The sequence below is a fragment of the Pyxidicoccus sp. M15 genome, from assembly GCF_056858435.1.
Window position 1 is genome coordinate 636,093 of record NZ_CM166495.1, and the last position, 18,153, is coordinate 654,245.

An 18,153-nucleotide genomic window follows, 5' to 3' on the forward strand; every position below is an offset into this window, starting at 1 on the left:
CCGGGAGCCGCTGCATGGGCCCGCGCTGGAGGGCGCGGGCCTCGGGGGACCTTCAGTGCACCAGCCGCTCGGCGGAGCCCGGGCGCGGCACGGAGGACTTCCCCAGGCACGCGAGGATGTGCTCGCGGTACTCGGTCAGCTCGCGCAGGCCGCACAGCATCCACCGGCCGCCGATGACCAGCGTGGGCACGCCGCGCACGCCGCGGTTGGCCGCGTCGCGGTGCTCGTCGAGGATGAGCCGGCGCGTCTCCTCCGAGCGGAAGGCCGCGGAGAACTCGTTCATCGCCAGGCCCACGCGCGACGCCAGCTCGAACACCACGTCCGGGCGGGACACGTTGATGCCCTGCTCCAGCGCGGCGCGCTGCATGGACCGGGCGAGGAACGCGCGCGCCTGCGGGCCCTGGAGCCGCGCGGCCTCGAGCGCCGCGAGCGCCGGCACGCTGGTGCGCGGCGGGTCTCCGCCGAGCCACAGGTCGGTGGACAGCAGGCTCGCGGCGGGGTCCGGCTCGCGCTGCGCACGCTGCACTTCTTCCACCAGCCCGCGCTTCTCGCGCTCCGTGGGAAGCGCGTCCTGGAGGCGCAGCGGATACGGCCTGACGCTCCAGCGGAGGGCTTCGCCAAACTCCTGGCGCAGCACGTCCAGGCGTTGGTCGGCGAGGTAGCACCAGGCACAGAGCACATCCTGGTACACGATGATCTGCAGCGGCTTGTGCAGCGTTTTCATGGAGGGCCGCCAGATTAGAGGGCTCTCCACGCCGCTGCCAACTCCTCTGGACACACCGGCACTAAATGCATTCCTGAGTTCCTGAGGAGCATGCAAGGCGCCTTGCCCTGGAGGCCCGCCTGCTTCCAAGCGTGCGGGCAGCCTCACACCGCCAGGGGTAGCGCCTCCTCGCTCACCCTTCGCCCACCCGCAGCCCGCCCGCCTTCGCTTCGGCGTACACCAGCGCGTGGTCGATGATGGCCCCGGCGATGTCCTGCCCCGTGGCCCCCTCCAGCCCCTCGAAGCCCGGGCTGGAGTTGATTTCCATCAGCCGGGGTCCGGCGCGCCCCTCCAGCATGTCCACGCCCGCCACCTCCAGCCCCAGCACGCGCGCGGCCTGCACCGCCGCCTCCATATAGGACGCCGGGAGCTCGATTGCCTGTCCCTCGCCGCCGCGGTGGATGTTGGAGCGGAACTCGCCCTTCTTCGCCTTGCGGCGCATGGCGCCCACCACCCGGCTGCCCACCACCAGCGCCCGCACGTCGCGCCCCTCGCTCTCCGCCACGAACTCCTGGAGGACGATTTCCTGCCCGAGGTCCCAGAACGTATCCAGGATGGTCTGCACCTCCGGCAGCGTGTGGGCGATCATCACGCCCACGCCCTGGGTGCCCTTGATGAGCTTGATGATGATGGGCAGCCCTCCCACCTCCTCCACCAGCCGGCGCACGTTGCTGCGGTCATGCGCCATGACGGTGCGGGGGATGTCCAGCCCCGAGCGCGCCAGGAACTGCAGCGCGCGCAGCTTGTCGCGGCTGCGGGCAATGGACGTGGGCGGGTTGAGGACGGGCACGCCCATCATCTCGAAGTGGTTCACCACCGCCAGCCCGTAGGCCGTAATCGACGCGCCGATGCGCGGCACCACCACGTCCACGCCGCGCACCTCGACACCGCGGTACGTCATCCGCGGCGCGCCCTGGGCCAGCAGCAGGCAGCAGCGCAGTGTGTCGAACACCAGCGGCCGGTGTCCCCGCTCCTTCACGGCCTCCACCAGCCGGCGGGTGGAGTACAGCGACCGCTTGCGGGACAGGATGGCCACCGTCTTCTTCGCGCGCGGGCGGCGCGGCGCTCGCACGGGACGCTCGGGTGCCTGGAGCCCAGGCAGGGCCGGGGCCTTCTTCGACTTCACTTTGCGGGGAGACATGGGCGGGGCGCGGGAGCCTAGCACCGTCCCACCCGACAGGGCGGGCCGAGTGGGTGCCGTTTGCTATCCTCACGTCAGATGAGTGCTCCCCCTCCGCAGCACCCTGATGACATCCACACCAGCCCCGGCGACCTCGGGCAGGACCTGGCCCACTCCCCGCTCCTGGGGGAGACGCTCGTGGTGGACCCCCGCACCACGGTGAAGCTGCACAAGTGTCGGCTGTCCGTCTCCTCCGGCCCGGACACCGGCCGCTCCGTGGTGAGCGACAAGGAGCGCCTGCGCTGCGGCGCCCACCCCGGCAACGACCTGGTCCTCGTGGAGGACCGCACCGCCAGCCGCCACCACTTCGAAATCCAGTTCACCGAGCGCGGCTACCTGCTGGTGGACCTGGGCTCCACCAACGGCACGTTCCTGGACGGGCGGCGCATCGAGCGCGCCTACCTGTCCCCCGGCTCGCAGATTCGCGCCGGCTCCTCGATGTTGACCTTCGCGCCGCTGGACGAGGAGGTCACCATCGAGCCCGACCGCGACAGCGAGCTGTGCGGCATGGTGGGGCAGAGCATGAAGATGCGGCAGATATTCGGCCTCATCAAGAAGATCGCCCCGCTGGACGTGTCCGTCATCATCCAGGGCGAGACGGGCACCGGGAAGGAGCTGGTGGCGCGCGCCATCCACGAGCTGTCCGGGCGCACGCAGGGGCCCATGGAGGTGCTGGACTGCGGCGCCATTCCGCCCAACCTCATCGAGAGCGAGCTGTTCGGCCACGAGAAGGGCGCCTTTACCGGCGCGGTGGCCGGCCGCCCCGGCGCCTTCGAGCGCGCCCACGGCGGCACCATCTTCCTGGACGAGCTGGGCGAGCTGCGGCTGGACTTGCAGCCCAAGCTCTTGCGCGTGCTGGAGAACCGCGAGGTTCGGCGCGTGGGCGGCAACGACGTCATCGAGGTGGACTGCCGCGTCATCGCCGCCACCAACCGGGACCTGGTGAAGGAAATCCAGGCGGGCAACTTCCGCGAGGACCTCTACTTCCGCCTGTCCGTCATCACCGTGCAGCTGCCGCCCCTGCGCCAGCGCCGGGACGACATCCCGCTCATCCTCAAGCGCGCCCTGGCGGACCCGGAAGTCGTCGGCAAGCACGGCAAGAAGCGCTTCTCCGCGGAGGCCCTGGGCCTGCTGATGTCCTACGCGTGGCCGGGCAACGTGCGCGAATTGATGAACGTGCTGTCGCACGTGCTGACCTTCAGCGAGGGCGAGGAGGTACTCCCCGTGCACCTGCCGCCCCGCGTGCGCGGCCAGGCCCGCGAGGGGCCGCTGCCCTTCAACGAGCACCTCTCCTTCAAGGACGCCAAGGAGCAGCTCTTGGAGAACTTCGAGCGCGAGTACGTCACCAGCGTCTTGACGCGCTGCGAAGGAAACCTCTCCCGCGCCGCCCGCGAGAGCGGCCTGCACCGCAAGTCCATCGAACGGCTGGTGAAGAAGTACCAGCTCGACACCAAGGGCATGAAGCCGCGCTAGCCCCCCCGCTGTCCGGCCGGACGGCGCCCCCTTTCTTCGGCGCGGCCGCCCCTTGGGGCATGATTGTCCGGCCCCCGACACACGCCTGTGACAGGGGTGTGGTCATCTGTAGGGCGAACGACTGACAGGTCCCGTCAAGTTGACGGATGTGCGATCCGAGTGGAATCCCCGGAACATATGGGCGCCATGAATTCACTGCGTCCGACGCGAGGGAGGCAATCCGGGCAGGCGATGGTGGAGGCGGCGCTGACGCTTCCCCTCGTCGTGTTCCTCGTGCTGGGCACGTTGCAGCTCTTCATGATGCTGCAGGCGCGGGTGCTGGCGCACTACGCCGTGTTCCGGGCCACGCGGGCCGGGGCGGTCGGCTATGGCGACTGCGAGCGGATGACCCACTCGGCCATCCTCTCGTTGCTGCCCTCGTTCCACTCCTACCTGGGCAACTCCACGCCCGGGACGAACCCCGCGCAGAAGCTGGCGGCGGCCTTCGCGGCCCGCCGGGACAACCGCTACGCGGCCGGGCTCGACAACGGGCATGACGGCAGCATCGTGTGGATCTACCGGCACATCGAGGGCGGCGGCGTGCCGTCGCCCCAGGACCGCGGCTTCGACGCGCCCGGGCACCTGCGGCAGCTCGAGGTGCGGATGATCTACTGGTTCCCGCTGCGCATCCCGTTCGCCAACTGGGTCATGTCCCGCATGTTCATGGCGCACCTGGGCATCGAGGACTACACGGCGGCCAACCCGCTCATCCTCGCCGAGCGCGACGCCAACTGGAATCGCGGGGAGAACTCGAGCCCGTTCACGCTCGCCGGCGACCTGAGCACGGAGATGTACAACCGCTACCACCGTGAGCAGTACGTCTTCCCCATCGAGACGACCTTCACGATGCGGATGATGACGCCGCTCAAGTCCCGCTACTTCCCCACCCCCAACTGCCCCCCGGTGCCCTGATGCGCGCGCCCCGCTTCTCCTCCCTCCGGCGCGGACAGACGATGGTGCTGTTCGTGCTCAGCATGCTGCTCGTGGTGCTGATGGTGGTCCTCACGCTGTCCTACTCGATGAAGGTGCGCGAGCGCATCGAGGTGCAGACGGTGGCGGACGCGGCCGCCTACTCCAACGCGGTGGCGACCGCGCGCACCTTCAACAACATCGCCGTGCTCAACCGCGTGCAGATTGGCCACGCGGTGGCCCAGGCCGGCGCGCAGAGCATCATCTCCTGGACCACGATGTACCGGGCCTACCTGAACGGCGCGCGCTCGTCCTTCAGCGGCGCCAAGTGGCCCTACCAGCTGATGCAGATTCTCTGCGCCTGCGCGCCCTTCAACGGCGGCTGCGCCCGCGCGTGCCGGTGTGGCAACAGGGGCGTGCGGGACCTGAACTCCATGATGAATGCGTTCCGCAACGAGGACCGCATCATCGACCCCATCTTCCGGGGCGCGGACATCCGGGCCGGCCTGCAGCTGCTGCTCCACCAGACGGCGCAGCTCGCCATCTACGCCTCGCAGCGGGAGACCTACGGCGACCTGATGGACGCGGTGGGAGACCAGGAGCTCACCCGGGACATCACGGACAGGGCCGCGCCGGGGACCCGCCGCGCGGAGTGGCGCATGCCCGGGAGCGTGACGCTGAACCGCAGCGAGCTGCGGGGCGGCATGGCCTGTACGGACAGCGGCGCCCTGTGTGACTTGCCCCTGACGGTGGCCCACGCCGTCAACGCGGCCATGGGCAGCCGGGGCTACCGCTTCGTCACCCACCGCAACTACGAGCACTACCTGCCGCACATGATTCGCCTGCTCGTGGCCCTGCTCCGCTCGGGCCGGACCGGCTTCCTCATCCTCACCGGGCAGGGGACGGCGTACTTCAAGCAGCCCGCCGCCCTGGGCACCATGGGCGCGGTGATGAACATGCTGCCGCCCTACGGCTCCGCGGTCACCGCGCAGGACGAGGGCTCCATCCTCGGCATCTACCCGCACATCCTCAACGGCGGCGGCCTGCCGTGTCCGCCCATCATGCCGGGGCCCGCGGAGGACGTGAAGGCGGAGGTGGTGGGCTCGGGGTTCCAGTTCCGGCACCGGTGGACGGGCGGCAGCGACGCCATGCCCCTGGTTCACTTCCTCGTGCCGTGCACGGGCGGTGTCTCCAGCTGCCCCGGCATCTGGCCGGCCTTCATCGACTACAACACCCTGGGCGTCGCCGACGAGGACGACAACTACGCCCAGCCCAAGAACTTCGCGCTGGTGCAGCGGGACATGGCCACGCGCACGGTGGCGGACCCCTGGAACTTCATGACCCGCTTCCGCTTCAGGTCGAGCGGCGCTGGCACGGAGTTCGACTCGCGGGGCCTGACGCTGGCGGACGGCACGCCCAACTCGGTGCAGACGGCGCTGGCCACGGGCATCACCTACTACCACCGCGGTGAGAGCCTCGGCATCGACCACTGGGCCGAGCCGCCCAACCTCCTCAACCCGTACTGGCGGGCCACCCTCGTGGCGCCGGACATCGACGAGTCCGGGATGGACGACGCCTCCAACACGCTGCGCAACGCGTCCGGCGTCGCGGCGGATACCTTCGACGCCCTCCGCGGCGTGGGCTTCAGGGGGATTCAATGAGCCACCGCATGCCGTCCCGCCGCCGCGCCCGTGGCGCGGCCCTCGTGGAGACCGCGATTGGCACCACGCTGATGGTGACCATCATCGCCTTCGGCATCCACTTCGCGGAGGTGGGCTACCTGTCCCTGAAGGTGCAGGAGTCCGCCATCTCCGCCCTGTGGAACAGCACGCACCGGAAGATGCACACCACCGCCCTCGACTACACCGAGGCGGACGACTCCGTGGAGGACGCGGGCCGGGACGCCGCCCGCCGCTACGCGGATTTCAACGGCCTGTCGTACATCAACAGGGCCGCGGGCATCACCCAGGCCTTCACCCGGGGGCAGAACCTCACGGTGAACTGCGACACCGGCGGCGCCGGGCCGGACTGGGAGGGCACCGTCGCCACGCGGCTCATCTACCGCGACCAGGGCCCCGCGCACTGCACCGCGCAGGCGGACCTGAGCGCGATTCGCATGCCCACCTCCTTCCTGGAGAACGACCGCAACGGGGACAAGGGCCTGTACAAGGAGCAGCACGTGGACAGCCGCTACACCAACCTGCGCGTGTGCTCCACGGGCCGGCCGGTGGCGGGCCAGTGCCAGGGCGAGTTCAGCATGCTGGTGGATGACTGGGGCCTGGCCGGCGGCAACATCCTCAGCAGCGAGACGCGCACCTGCCAGATGCTGCTCGGGCAGATGCCGTACGAGATGAACCCGCCCATCTACGTCCCGATTCCGTGCCTCAACCTGCCCTTCTTCAGCGCGGTGTACGGCACCTACCTGCCCACGGCCATCATCATCCCGTGGATGTCGGACATGATGCCCCTGGCGGTCCTCGGCTTCCCCGCGCCCATCAACTCGCGCTACTTCTTCATGAGCGCGCCCGGCGAGGAGATGCTCATGACCCAGGTTCCCACCCTGGACCAGCTGGGGGGCTCCGGCATGTTCCCCACCACGCCCGGCTCTCCCATGGCGCTGTCGACGCCCACGTACGGCTATTCGTGGGCGAGACGGCTCGCCAAGGGCCGCTGCTTCCTCGGTAAAGACTGCGACTGAAACACAGACAAGGACGAGCACCCCCCATGAAGACGACGCGACCCTCCTTCTTCGCCCTGGCCACCATGGCATTCCTGGGCGCGCTGCTGACCGCCTCTCCGGCGCTGGCCGACCGGGCCACGTGCGAGGGCAACTGCGCCACCAAGGGCGGCGAGAGCCTCCAGGCCTGCATGGACCGCTGCCCTCCTCCCGCCATGCCCAGCAAGGGCGGCGACGGTGCCCGCTTCCAGGCCTGCGCCACGCAGTGCACCAAGAAGTACGAGCGGACCTTCAAGACGTGCAGCAGCAGCTGCCCGAAGGACGGGCCCAGCGGCAAGGAGAAGGCGGCGACCGTGCCGGACGAGCAATGACGGATGGGCGCCGCGGGCCTGTGAGCCGAGGTAACGCATGAAGTGGAGTGTGCTGGCGCTGGTGCTGGGCATGAGCGGCACCGGTGCGGCCGAGGAACGGGCCCCCGCCGCGCCGAAGCCCGCGGAGAAGGCGAAGCCCCCGAAGAAGGAGAAGCCTTCCGGCGCAGCGGCAGCGAAGCCGCCCGCGGCGACCCCGCCTCCGCAGATGCTGCCGCCTCCGAAGACGAGCTACCTGCCCGGGGTCGAAGACCTGGAGCCGGAGCTGCTCAAGGAGATACCGCCGGACGTGAAGGTGCCGCCCGTCTACCGGCAGCCCTTCGTCTGGGACGTGCCCCGGGTGAAGGACATCATCGACGTGCCGGGGGTGATGCTGGCGGACGGCATCCCCGTGCGGATGAAGGCCGTGCGCAGCGAGGAGAAGATTGAGCCCCTGATGGGGCACATCGTGGACCGGTGGGTGGAGTGGGGCCTCTACGTCGCCCCCCCGGAACAGCAGCCGCAGAAGCTGCGCGAGCCGATGCTCACCGCCCTGGACCCCGAGCGGTTCATTACCTACACCGTCATCTTCCAGCCCAACCCGGACGGCACCACCACGCTCTACCTGGGCGAGGCGGACATGTCGAAGCCGCCGGGCGCCACGTCCACGGTGGCGCCGGTGTACTCGGGAGCGGAAGGCGTCCTGACGAGCGACCTGGAGACGGTGCGCTCCGTCACCTACTCGGTGCGCGCGAAGGAGTCGGACGTCGACGCCTTCTACAAGGCGGAGCTGGCCAAGGCGGGCTTCAAGGAAGTGAAGCCGCGCCTGTTCCGCGCCGGTCAGGAAGAGGTGGAGCTCATCCTCAAGCCCCTGGAGTCCGGCCAGCAGTCCGTGGTGGTGCTGCGCCGCACCGTCTCCCCCGAGGCGGCGACTCCCGGCGGCGATTGAAGGCACCCGGGGAGCGTGTTACGGCCGCTCTCGCCATGAGCGACACGCCCCCGAAAGAGAAGGACTACAAGGACAGCGTCAACCTGCCCCGCACGGAGTTCCCCATGAAGGGGAACCTGGCGCAGCTCGAGCCGCGGATGCTCGGGTGGTGGGCGGAGCGGGGCATCTGGGGCAGGATTCTGGAGCGCAACGCGAAGGCCGAGCGCTTCGTGCTGCCGGACGGCCCGCCGTACGCCAACGGCCACCTGCACGCCGGCCACGCGCTCAACCGCGTGCTCAAGGACATCGTGGTGAAGTACCGCAACATGGCCGGGCGCCTGTGCGACTTCATCCCCGGCTGGGACACGCACGGCCTGCCGATTGAGCAGGCCGTGGAGAAGCGCCTCAAGGACAAGAAGGTGGACAAGCGCACCCTGTCGCGCGACGCCTTCCTGGAGGCGTGCCGCGCCTACGCGCTGGAGTTCATCGAAATCCAGAAGGGCGAGGCCCAGCGCATGGGCACCTTCGCGTCGTGGGACAAGCCCTACAAGACGCTCGACTTCCCCTACGAGGCGCAGGAAATCCGCGAGCTGGCCAACTTCGCGCGCCGGGACATGCTCTACCGCCGCAAGAAGCCGGTGTACTGGTGCCTCACCGACCAGACGGCGCTGGCCGAAGCGGAAGTCGAGTACGAGGACCACGAGTCCCCGTCCGTGTACGTGGCCTTCAAGGCCGGCCCGGAAATCGCCGACAAGCTGCCCGTGCTCAAGGGCCGGGACGTGGCGTACGTCATCTGGACCACCACGCCGTGGACGCTGCCGGCCAACCTGGCCATCGCCGTCCACCCGGAGTTCGAGTACGTCTTCTACCAGCTCGGCGCGCGCGTCATCTGCGTGGCCAAGGACCTGCTGCCCAGGGTGCTGGCGGAGGTGAAGTCGGACGAGCTGGCGGTGAAGCACGTGGAGCTGCCCGGCGGTGAGGTCTCTGCGGCGGCGCTCGTGGACCCGTCCCGCATCCTCGGCTACGTGCGCGGCGAGGAGCTGGAGCACCAGACGTACCAGCACCCGTTCTACGAGCGGCGCGGCCGCCTCCTCCTCGGGGAGCACGTGACGCTGGAGGCCGGTACGGGCCTGGTGCACACGGCGCCGGGGCACGGCCAGGAGGACTACGAGGTCGGCCTGAGGTACGGGCTGGACATCTACAACCCGGTGCGCCCGGACGGCCGCTACGACGACACGGTGGGCGAGGCGCTCGCGGGCAAGAAGGTGTTCGAGGCCAACCCGCTCGTCATCGCCACGCTGGTGGAGAAGGGCGCGCTGCTGAACGACGCGAAGGACACGGTGAAGCACGCCTATCCGCACTGCTGGCGCTGCCACAACCCCATCATCCTGAGCGCGACGTACCAGTGGTTCATCCCGCTGGACAAGCCGTTCCGCGGCGAGAAGACGTTCCGCCAGGCGGTGCTGGACGAGGTGGACCGCGTGCAGTGGGTGCCCTCGTGGGGGCACAGCCGCATCCGCGGCATGCTGGAGACGCGGCCGGACTGGACCATCAGCCGCCAGCGCACGTGGGGCGTGCCCATCTGCATCGCCTACTGCGAGGGCTGCGAGGAGGCGGTGGTGTCTCCCGAGCTGATGGACCGGGTGGCGGACCGCGTGGAGACCGAGGGCGTGGGCGTCTGGTACCGCACGCCGGTGAAGGAGTTCCTGCCCGCGGACTTCAAGTGCCCGCGCTGCGGCAAGACGGAGTTCCGCCGCGAGACGGACATCCTCGACGTGTGGTTCGACTCGGCGTGCATGTTCTCCGCGGTGCTGGAGAAGCGGCAGCGGATTCCGGCGGACCTCTTCCTGGAGGGCAGCGACCAGCACCGCGGCTGGTTCCACTCGTCCATGCTGGTGGCGGTGGGCACGCGCGACATGTCTCCGTACAAGGCCTGCCTCACCCACGGCTTCGTGGTGGACGGCAAGGGCGAGAAGATGTCGAAGAGCGTGGGCAACGTCGTCGCCCCGGAAAAAATCATCACCCAGTACGGCGCCGAGGTGCTGCGCTTGTGGGTGGCGGCGAGCGACTACCGCAACGACGTGCGCCTGTCGGACCAGATTCTCAAGGGCCTGTCGGAGAGCTACCGGAAGGTCCGCAACACCATCCGCTACGCGCTGAGCAACCTCTACGACTTCGACCCGGCGAAGCACACGGTGCCGGCGGAGGAGCTGCTGCCGCTGGACCAGTGGGCGCGCGGCCGGCTGGCGCAGGTGGTGGAGCGGGTGCGCAAGGCGTACGAGGACTACGAGTTCCACCTCGTCTACGCGACGGTGCTGGACTTCGTCGCGGGTGATTTGTCCGCGGTGTACTTCGACATCCTGAAGGACCGGCTCTACACGTCGCGCGCGGACGGCAAGGCGCGGCGCAGCGCGCAGACGGTGCTGCACGAGGTGGCGTCGGTGCTGCTGCGGCTGCTGGCGCCGGTGATGAGCTTCACGGCGGAGGAGGCGTGGCAGTACCTGCCGGGCAACGCGTCGGAGAGCGTGTTCCTGGCGGGCTTCCCGGAGCCGGCGGCGAAGATGGACCCGGCGCTGGCGGAGCGGTACGGCAAGCTCTTCGCGGTGCGCGGCGCGGTGCAGGGCGTGCTGGAGGCGGCGCGGCGGGACAAGCTCATCGGCGCGTCGCTGGAGGCGCGGGTGGTGCTGACGGCGGACGCGAAGGCGCGCGACTTCCTCAAGGCGCACCTGGACGAGCTGCCGGGCCTGTTCATCACCAGCCAGGTGGAGCTGTCGGACTCGGCGGGTGAGAAGGCGCAGATTCTGGACGTGGCGCAGGCGTTCGGCGAGGGCCTGCGCGTCATGGCCGAGGTGCTGCCGGCGAAGGGCGAGAAGTGCCCGCGCTGCTGGACGTACTCGGAGGCCGTGGGGCAGGGCGGTGAGGTGTGCCTCAAGTGCCGCGAGGCGCTGGCGGCCTGAGCCTCGCGTCTGCCGTGAGAGGCCCCGCGCCCTTTGCGCGCGCGGGGCCTCCTGCGTTGTCACCCACGCCGCTCACGAGCGCGTGGGTGGGGTGCGCGGGTCCTCAGGGCGTGTAGAGGAAGGCCGTGTTGTAGTAGGCGCCCGAGAAGTGACCGCCGGCGACGAGCACCTTGCCCGACGGAAGCACGACGGCGGCGAAGCCGTAGCGGGCCGCCGGCATGCTCACGGAGAAGGAGGTGGTGCCCGTGGCCGGGTCGAAGAGCTCCGTGAGGGCGCCGAGGTCCTGCTGGCCACCAGCGACGAAGACCTTGCCCGACGGCAACATCACCTGGGAGTGGGACGTGCGGTTGTGGACCAGTGCGCCCGCGCTCGTATGGGTGTTGAGCAGCGGGTCATACAGCGCGAAGATGAGCCCGACGCTCAGCAGGACCTTGCCGGAGGGCAGCAGCCAGGCACGGGTCCAACTCGTGCCCGTCAGGCCGGTGGCGGGCGCCCAGGAATCCGTGGCCGGGTCATAGAGCTCGGCCGCAGCTCCGCCGCCAGCGACCAGGAGCTTCCCGGAGGGCAGGGGCACCGTCACGTGGGTGGAGCGCGACGTGGCCGTGGGACTCGTCACGGGGACCCAGGCGTTGGTCGCGGGGTCATACAGCTCGGGGACGCGGCCACCGCCCGTCTCGGCGGAAGTCCCTCCGATGACCAGCACCTTTCCCGAGGGCAGCAGGGTGGCCGTGTGGCCCCCGCGCGAGAAGGTCAGGGGCGCGCCCGCCGTCCAGGTGTTGGTCGTGGGGTCGTAGAGGTCGACGTTCTTGGTCTCGCCGTCGCCCGACGTGGTGGAGAGACCTCCAATGGCCAGGACCTTGCCGGAAGGCAGGCGCGTCAGCGTGTGGCCCCAGCGCGCACGGGTCATGCTGCCCGCGGCACTCCAGGTGCCCGTGGCCGGGTCATAGAGCTCGGCCGAGGCCAGGACGGTCGGGTTGTAGCCTCCCGACACCAGCACCTTGCCGGAGTTGAGCAGGACCGGGGTGCCCTGGAAGCGGAGCGTGAGCATGCTGCCGGTGGTCTCCCACTTCGCCGCGCCGCCGCTGCCGCAGTCCGAGCCATTGAGGACTCCGACGCTGAAGGTGTGCGAGGCGGAGAAGCCCCGCGCGTTGGTGACGGTGGCGGTGATGGTCGGCGAGGCGCCCGAGGACACGCAGGCCGGGGCCGTCCAGCGGACCTCGCTGGAGGTGAAGCTGTTCGTCGGCGTCCCCACGGTGCCCGTGCTCGCCGTCCAGCCGAAGGTGAGCGCGCTGCCGTCACCGTCCTCGGCGATGACTCGCAGGGTGGCGTTGCCGCCGCCGGCCACCGACGTCGCGGACTGGTTCGTCAGGATGATGCGGGGCGGGATGCTCGCGCCCGTGCCCGGGCCCACGCAGACGCGCAGCGTGCCCTGGCTCCGGCCGCCCTTCGTGTCCGTCACGGCGACGGTGAGCGGGCAGTTGCCACACGGGTCTCCGGTGGGCAGCGCGCTGGGGGTGAAGGACGCGCTGGACGTGTTCGCCCCGGTGAAGGTTCCGGTGCAGGCCGCGGTCCACTGATAGGCCAGCGTGTCGCCGTCCCCGTCGACGGCATCCACCGTGACGGTGGTGCTCTGGCCCACCGGCACCGGCGAGCGGGAGACGGTGATGCCGCGCACGGTCGGCGACGTGTTGAAGGACACGCCAACGCTGGCGTTGCCCGCCGTCCCGCCGTCCGTGGAGATGACGTTGACGGAGATGTTGATGCTGGCCGACGCGCCGCGCGAGTCCGTCACGGTCAGCGTGAGGGTGAAGGCCCCGGAGGTCTGTGGCGCCGTCCACGTCGTCGTCGTCGCGCCGGCGGAGCCGAAGCCGCCGCCCGTGGCCGTCCAGGCGTAGGTGAGCGTGTCATTCACGTCCGGGTCATGCGCCGTGGCCTTCAGGGTGATGCTCCCACCCGGGAGCACCGTGCTGGACGACGCCACGAGCGAGTCGATGCAGGGGACGGTGTTGTCGAAGGCGGGCGTCGTGTCGATGGACTGGAGGGTGATGGCGACCACCGCCGTCTCGCCCGCGGTGATGGTGACGCCCGTGGCCTGCCCCCGGTAGCGCAGGACGCCCACGGCGTTGAAGGCCTCCGCGGTGAAGGTGCGGTTGGCTCCCGCGGGCACCTGGTAGAGCGTCCCGCCCCAGGCGCCGTTCGCCAGGGTCAGCGTGGTCGTGGTGGTGGGAACGCCCGAGGCCGTGAGGGTGACGGTGACCCGGGTGACGTCATCCCCCGCGAGCGCCTGGGGAATGGAGCCCGCGAACTGGACGGAGCCCGAGCTGGGAGTCTCCTCGGTGGGGGCGGGTGCGCCACAGCCCAGCGTGGACGACACCACCAGGGCCATGAGGCAGAGCAGTGACCACTGCGCATTGCTTCGCTTGTGCATCGGGAGTCCTAGCCTGAAGGGTGGCAGGGAATGGCCGCGCTCCCCTGGAGCCGGGGGACGAGCAGGGGTGGATGGGAGAGTGCAATTCCTTGCACCGGCCCGCCGTCAGGGAACGGAAGGCCGATTCGCGGAGTAAATCCCTGATGCACGCGTTTGACAATTGCTACCGGGTTGCCGCGTGTCTGTCGTCCGCCGTGCCGGGCATGGTGATGTCTGTCTTGACCTGGCAGGAATCAGGTTTCGCGTGGAATCCACTTTCGGCTCGATTCACACTGCTCGCCATCCTGCTCGCATCCGTCGCGCTCGCGAATGACGGGGACGTGCCTAAGAGATCCTAACAAAACCTCCTTGCCGGCAACCGCTCCCTCGGCACTGCCGGCGCGACCGCCGGTTTTGTTAGGACGTCTAAGAGGTTCGGGCGTGTCCTGCGCTCGCGCTCGGTGGACCCTGCTTCAGGAGCGGTCCGTGCGCCCGCTCACCTGAACTCCTCCACGATGAACACGCCCGCGTAGTAGGTGTCGATGATGGCGGTTCCGGGCTTGGACTCGGGCCGCTTGCGGAGCTGCCCGGAGCCGAGCCGGGCCAAGGCGCAGATGGGCAGTCTCATTCCGTCACTCAGCCGATGCGCCTCGTAGTACCGGATGACCACCTGGGGCCCGCTCGTCCAGACGTGACCATAGAGCCGGAACGTGTGTGCTTCAACGCCCCGCCTGGGGCATTCACAGGAGACGTGTATGCGCAGGATGCGAAGTTGGGCCGTTGGGTTGCTGCTGCCCTTACCGTGCGTCGCATGGGCGCAGGAGCGCGACGAGCCTTCAGTTCCACCAGCGCGGGAGGAAGCCTCGGCTATCGAGGCACCAAAGGAAGCACCGTCCGCGTCGGAGCCAGAGGCGGCCGCGCCCATCGCGATGACTCCGGCGCGCAAGTGGCATTACCTGACGCGCGTGGAGGCGACGACATGGGCGCTGCTGCCTCGCGCGGGCATGGGCGCGGAGCAAGGGTTTGCTCAAATCGAGCCCACATTCATCATCGATGGCGGCGCGGAGTTTGGCGTCAACGTGGGCGCCCCGGTGAGGCTGCGGTTGTGGGGCGGAGGTGAGGGTGCGGGCCTCGTACGGCGTGAAGATTGGGACACGCTCTCCGATTGGGGACAGCTCGTGCGCGGCCTCAAGCTGGGCTCCGGCACCGCACCTCTGGCCGTGTGGTTCGGGGGACTGGAGAACTACACCCTCCTGTCCGGCCATCTCGTCCGGCGCTACTCCAACCGGACGAACCCGGACTACCACCCGGCGGGAGGCTTCCTCCTCGGCACGTTGGGGCCTCTCTACACGGAAGCCTTCGCCTCGGACGTGCTGGGCTCGCGTCTCATGGGCGCGGAGTTCTCCCTGGACCTGGAGCATGTCTTCTTCGGCCAGCCGCGCGAACCGGCTTGCTACACGCTGGCGCTGTCGGCGGTGCATGACTGGGGGCACGCCGGAGGGAGCGCACCCTCGTTGACGCTGGTACACCTGGACGCGATGGCCGTCTTCCGGGTGCGTCCGACGTACGAGGCCTTCGTGTCTGCCGGTTGGGGAGGGCGGCCCGGAGAAGGTGGCGCATGGGGTGCGGTGGTTGGCGCGGGGCTCGACGTGCTGACGTCCACGCTGGACATGAAGCTGCGGCTGGAGGGACGGCGCCAGCACGGCGGCTTCCGGCAGGGCGTCTTCGGCCCGGACTATGAGCTTGCGCGCTTCCAGGCGGCGGGCGCGGAAGGCATGCCGCTGGCGGATGCCCCCTTTCCGGACGGCCACTCGCTTCATGCCGAGGCAGAGGTGGGTTGGGACGCCGTCAGCTACGGCGGGCTCCAGAAGCACCTGAAGCTTTCGCTTGGCGCGGAGGTCTTCACCTGGGGCCGTTTCGACGTGGACGGGCGGGTCGCGGTGCAACTCTTCCGCCGCAACCTGGAGCTGGCTGTGAAAGGAATGGGCGTAGGCATGGGCCAGCCTGGGGCGCGCTACCTCGGCACTGTGGATGTCCGGTGGCGCTTCCTCGGCGGGAAGTTCTACGCCATGGGCACGGGCGGCACGCTCCTCTTCCCTGAAGCGGAGGGGCCCCTGCGTCCGTGGGCCTTCGCCTCCGTGGGCCTGGGGGTGGACCATGCGCGCTAACGCCCTGCTGATGTGCGTAGCCATGTTCTCCACCGGCTGCGCGTCGCTCTCACGAGAACCGAGCCGAACCGAAAGCCTTCGCTACGACGTGCCGCGCGGTGCTTCGGGGCCCGCGCTGACGCAACCACCGCACGAGGAACGCCCGCCTGCCTGGGACGCTTCGCCGCCATCCATCGCGGGGGATGCGCTCCAACGTCGGCTGACGCGTCGCAAAGCGCCACAGGACGAATCGACGGGGGCCGCCTCGGGTGGCGTGGCGGGCGGCGCTCGCGCGGGCGCGTCGCAGGTACACGATGCGGTGCTCGAAGCAGTGGATGGCGTGAAGGACTCGACCGACAGCGTCGCGAGCGCTCTCTCCAAGCTGGCCAGCCTTCCATCTACGCGCCTGGGCAACCGGGGACTGAGCGGCACCCATGGCGCCTTCACTCGATACCTGGACCACTGTTCCAACCAGCTGCCCTGGCTGCACAGCGCGCTCGGTAGCACGACGGCGCTGGTGGCGGTTGCCGAGGAAGTTGGCGACGCGGACATGGAGCTTGGCGTCCTGCGGATGACGGGCCCGCGCCTTCAGTCGGCGATGTTCGGCTCCATGCTGCTCGCGGCATGGCTCGACTTCCTCCAGCTTGCGGACGTCGTGCTTCGCGAGTGCTCCGCATACAGCGCCGAGCAGCTCCTCATGGACCTGGAGCGCGTGCAGGAGCGGATGCAGCCCATCATGGCGGCTTTCGCGTCTGGAAACGCCGAAAGGGTGGAGGAGGCGGCCACCGCGATGCCCGAGTTGATGGGACAGCTCACTCGCGAGTTCGGCGCCATCCGCAACGGCGTACGTAGGGCCAATGAGCAGAACGGGAAGCTCATGTCGGCGGCGCAGGCGATGGAGATGCTCAACATGGTCTCAACGCTGAAGATGTCGCTGCCCCGTCTGCCGCCCGCCGCTCCAGCGACGCGCGGCGTGAGTCTCGTCATGGGCTCCGGCGGTGTCATGGCCGGCTCGCAGTGGGTCGTTTCCGCCGAGTGGGTGGAGATGATTCGGCACCTCGTGCAAGCGGGCGTCATCTCTATTTCGGCTGTCAGCGCCGCTGTCCGCATTCATGGAGGGCAGGTGATGATGGCGCAGGCGAGCGGAGACTTGCCGGAGGGACTCCGTGACGTGCTGGGCGACAGTCCCGAGGTGCGGGGCATGAAGGTGACGGGCAGAGCCGGGGCAGGCATGTCCGAGCACCCGCTGCATCACGTCCTGCCGCGAGAGCACCGTGAGTGGTTCGAGCCGCGCGGCTTCAAGGACGACATGGACATCAACCAGTTCTGCGTCCGGCTGGAGCGGGCACACCACGAGGCGATTCACGGCGGTGGGAACTGGAAGCTGGGACGCATGTGGCCCGGTGAATGGAATCGAATGATCATGGATGTGCTCCAAAGAGCTGAGCTCAGGGCCGGGCGGATGTTGACGCGGGATGCAGTCTTGAAGCTCGTCGCGATAGAGATGAAGCGCTATAGAATCCCGATGAACTTCGAGCCCTGGGGAGGATGATGAGCGGTGGAGACGCCTGGCGGGGCAACCTGAAGGCCCGCCTATCTGAACGGGTTCGGGAACTCGGCTACGATTCGCTCACCGCCTTTGCCGAGGCACGCCCTACCGCCTCGCTGGTGGCGCTGGCCGAGGAACTCGGACGGGACGACGTCGCCGGGGTGCAGGTGTTCAGCGGGTTGGTAGCCGAGGCGGAGCGGAACAAGCAGCTCACGCGCCTGGTGCGTAGCCAGTTCGTGCGTGAATGGTGGGAGTTCTTCCCTGACGGTTGGCCGGCGGTGATGAACGACGAGGCACGCATGGAGGTCGCCATGGCGCTCGGTTCGTGGTTCGGCTTCACGCCTGAAACGCATCGGGACCGCGTCGATCAAGCCAGTGACGCGCTCCTCGCCAATCCGCCGCCCGCTGGCTGGCGTCCCCTCGGGCCTGACGATGAGCTTCTCCGGACGCTCATCCCCGACGAGGAAGCCTGACCGGAGAAGGCGCCCCTGCCACCTGACGCGCGCGGGTGTGCACGGAGACGCGCTCCAGTGTCTTCGGTTCCACCACGAGACGCGGAGGGATGATGAGGTCGGCGGGCAACTCGCGCAGGGCCTGCAGGTGGTGGAGCAGAGCCTCTTCGATGAGCTGCCCCTTTTTGACTCCGTGCGCCTCCGCGTAGCGCTCGACCTGCTCTCTCGTGGCGTGGGAGATGTGAGCGGAGATTTGCGTCTTGGGCATGAGGGGCTTCTCTCAAGAAGGTAGAGCGCGCACCCATCAGTCACAAGCAAGGCGCGC

15 protein-coding genes are annotated in these 18,153 nt (G+C 69.2%); 10 read left to right on the forward strand and 5 right to left on the reverse strand.

Annotation, left to right across the window (positions count from 1 at the left end; translation table 11 throughout):
• Positions 1-52: 52 nt before the first annotated feature.
• Positions 53-724 (reverse strand): DsbA family oxidoreductase, encoded by a 672-nt coding sequence (locus tag ACX9TP_RS02475; protein ID WP_482978092.1) that lies wholly within the window; start codon positions 722-724, stop codon positions 53-55.
• 172 nt (positions 725-896) lie between these two features.
• On the reverse strand, positions 897-1,904 hold the full coding sequence (locus ACX9TP_RS02480; RefSeq protein WP_482978093.1) for an ATP-grasp domain-containing protein: 1,008 nt from the start codon (positions 1,902-1,904) through the stop codon (positions 897-899).
• Between the two features lie 78 nt (positions 1,905-1,982).
• On the opposite strand from ACX9TP_RS02480, the gene ACX9TP_RS02485 reads away from it, so the two are divergent.
• The 7 genes from ACX9TP_RS02485 to ileS all read left to right on the forward strand — a co-directional run bounded on the left by ACX9TP_RS02485 (position 1,983) and on the right by ileS (position 11,273).
• Positions 1,983-3,416 (forward strand): sigma 54-interacting transcriptional regulator, encoded by a 1,434-nt coding sequence (locus ACX9TP_RS02485; RefSeq protein ID WP_482978094.1) that lies wholly within the window; start codon positions 1,983-1,985, stop codon positions 3,414-3,416.
• 186 nt (positions 3,417-3,602) lie between these two features.
• The gene (locus ACX9TP_RS02490; protein WP_482978095.1) at positions 3,603-4,367 is read left to right on the forward strand and encodes a TadE/TadG family type IV pilus assembly protein; all 765 of its coding nucleotides are present in this window, start codon (positions 3,603-3,605) and stop codon (positions 4,365-4,367) included.
• The gene (locus ACX9TP_RS02495) at positions 4,367-6,025 is read left to right on the forward strand and encodes a pilus assembly protein TadG-related protein (protein WP_482978096.1); all 1,659 of its coding nucleotides are present in this window, start codon (positions 4,367-4,369) and stop codon (positions 6,023-6,025) included. Before ACX9TP_RS02490 ends, ACX9TP_RS02495 begins: the two co-directional genes overlap by 1 nt.
• Positions 6,026-6,033: 8 nt before the next feature.
• Positions 6,034-7,062: a pilus assembly protein gene (locus ACX9TP_RS02500; RefSeq protein WP_482978097.1), complete on the forward strand. Its 1,029-nt coding sequence runs from the start codon at positions 6,034-6,036 to the stop codon at positions 7,060-7,062.
• Between the two features lie 26 nt (positions 7,063-7,088).
• A complete protein-coding gene (locus ACX9TP_RS02505) occupies positions 7,089-7,412 on the forward strand; it encodes a hypothetical protein (RefSeq protein WP_482978098.1) in 324 nt (107 codons plus the stop codon).
• Positions 7,413-7,449: 37 nt separating this feature from the next.
• Positions 7,450-8,337, forward strand: a complete 888-nt coding sequence (locus tag ACX9TP_RS02510; RefSeq protein ID WP_482978099.1) for a hypothetical protein — start codon at positions 7,450-7,452, stop codon at positions 8,335-8,337.
• Between the two features lie 35 nt (positions 8,338-8,372).
• Entirely contained in the window at positions 8,373-11,273 is a 2,901-nt protein-coding gene (gene ileS / locus ACX9TP_RS02515; protein WP_482978100.1) for an isoleucine--tRNA ligase, read from the forward strand.
• A gap of 103 nt (positions 11,274-11,376) precedes the next feature.
• On the opposite strand, the gene ACX9TP_RS02520 is transcribed toward ileS, so the two are convergent.
• Positions 11,377-13,701: a Kelch repeat-containing protein gene (locus ACX9TP_RS02520; protein WP_482978101.1), complete on the reverse strand. Its 2,325-nt coding sequence runs from the start codon at positions 13,699-13,701 to the stop codon at positions 11,377-11,379.
• 475 nt (positions 13,702-14,176) lie between these two features.
• Positions 14,177-14,308, reverse strand: coding sequence for a hypothetical protein (locus ACX9TP_RS02525; RefSeq protein WP_482978102.1), 132 nt, complete (start codon positions 14,306-14,308; stop codon positions 14,177-14,179).
• Positions 14,309-14,435: 127 nt separating this feature from the next.
• Between ACX9TP_RS02525 and ACX9TP_RS02530 the strand changes: the two genes are divergently transcribed.
• From ACX9TP_RS02530 to ACX9TP_RS02540, 3 genes are read left to right on the forward strand one after another with little or no spacing between them, the layout of a single operon-like run.
• Entirely contained in the window at positions 14,436-15,848 is a 1,413-nt protein-coding gene (locus ACX9TP_RS02530; RefSeq protein ID WP_482978103.1) for a hypothetical protein, read from the forward strand.
• Positions 15,838-17,379: a DUF2380 domain-containing protein gene (locus ACX9TP_RS02535; protein WP_482978104.1), complete on the forward strand. Its 1,542-nt coding sequence runs from the start codon at positions 15,838-15,840 to the stop codon at positions 17,377-17,379. Before ACX9TP_RS02530 ends, ACX9TP_RS02535 begins: the two co-directional genes overlap by 11 nt.
• Complete coding sequence (locus ACX9TP_RS02540) at positions 17,379-17,849, forward strand: NUDIX hydrolase (protein WP_482982354.1); 471 nt, start codon at positions 17,379-17,381, stop codon at positions 17,847-17,849. Before ACX9TP_RS02535 ends, ACX9TP_RS02540 begins: the two co-directional genes overlap by 1 nt.
• Here ACX9TP_RS02540 and ACX9TP_RS02545 read toward each other — a convergent pair.
• On the reverse strand, positions 17,827-18,096 hold the full coding sequence (locus tag ACX9TP_RS02545; RefSeq protein ID WP_482978105.1) for a hypothetical protein: 270 nt from the start codon (positions 18,094-18,096) through the stop codon (positions 17,827-17,829). The genes ACX9TP_RS02540 and ACX9TP_RS02545 overlap by 23 nt on opposite strands.
• Positions 18,097-18,153 lie beyond the last annotated feature (57 nt).

Excerpts from the sequence above, each read along its gene's own strand:
- ACX9TP_RS02475 (WP_482978092.1), bottom strand. The coding sequence starts at position 724 with ATGAAAACGCTGCACAAGCCGCTGCAGATCATCGTGTACCAGGATGTG.
- ACX9TP_RS02480 (WP_482978093.1), bottom strand. The coding sequence starts at position 1,904 with ATGTCTCCCCGCAAAGTGAAGTCGAAGAAGGCCCCGGCCCTGCCTGGG.
- ACX9TP_RS02485 (WP_482978094.1), top strand. The coding sequence starts at position 1,983 with ATGAGTGCTCCCCCTCCGCAGCACCCTGATGACATCCACACCAGCCCC.
- ACX9TP_RS02490 (WP_482978095.1), top strand. The coding sequence starts at position 3,603 with ATGAATTCACTGCGTCCGACGCGAGGGAGGCAATCCGGGCAGGCGATG.
- ACX9TP_RS02495 (WP_482978096.1), top strand. The coding sequence starts at position 4,367 with ATGCGCGCGCCCCGCTTCTCCTCCCTCCGGCGCGGACAGACGATGGTG.
- ACX9TP_RS02500 (WP_482978097.1), top strand. The coding sequence starts at position 6,034 with ATGCCGTCCCGCCGCCGCGCCCGTGGCGCGGCCCTCGTGGAGACCGCG.
- ACX9TP_RS02505 (WP_482978098.1), top strand. The coding sequence starts at position 7,089 with ATGAAGACGACGCGACCCTCCTTCTTCGCCCTGGCCACCATGGCATTC.
- ACX9TP_RS02510 (WP_482978099.1), top strand. The coding sequence starts at position 7,450 with ATGAAGTGGAGTGTGCTGGCGCTGGTGCTGGGCATGAGCGGCACCGGT.
- ileS (WP_482978100.1), top strand. The coding sequence starts at position 8,373 with ATGAGCGACACGCCCCCGAAAGAGAAGGACTACAAGGACAGCGTCAAC.
- ACX9TP_RS02520 (WP_482978101.1), bottom strand. The coding sequence starts at position 13,701 with ATGCACAAGCGAAGCAATGCGCAGTGGTCACTGCTCTGCCTCATGGCC.
- ACX9TP_RS02525 (WP_482978102.1), bottom strand. The coding sequence starts at position 14,308 with ATGAGACTGCCCATCTGCGCCTTGGCCCGGCTCGGCTCCGGGCAGCTC.
- ACX9TP_RS02530 (WP_482978103.1), top strand. The coding sequence starts at position 14,436 with ATGCGCAGGATGCGAAGTTGGGCCGTTGGGTTGCTGCTGCCCTTACCG.
- ACX9TP_RS02535 (WP_482978104.1), top strand. The coding sequence starts at position 15,838 with ATGCGCGCTAACGCCCTGCTGATGTGCGTAGCCATGTTCTCCACCGGC.
- ACX9TP_RS02540 (WP_482982354.1), top strand. The coding sequence starts at position 17,379 with ATGAGCGGTGGAGACGCCTGGCGGGGCAACCTGAAGGCCCGCCTATCT.
- ACX9TP_RS02545 (WP_482978105.1), bottom strand. The coding sequence starts at position 18,096 with ATGCCCAAGACGCAAATCTCCGCTCACATCTCCCACGCCACGAGAGAG.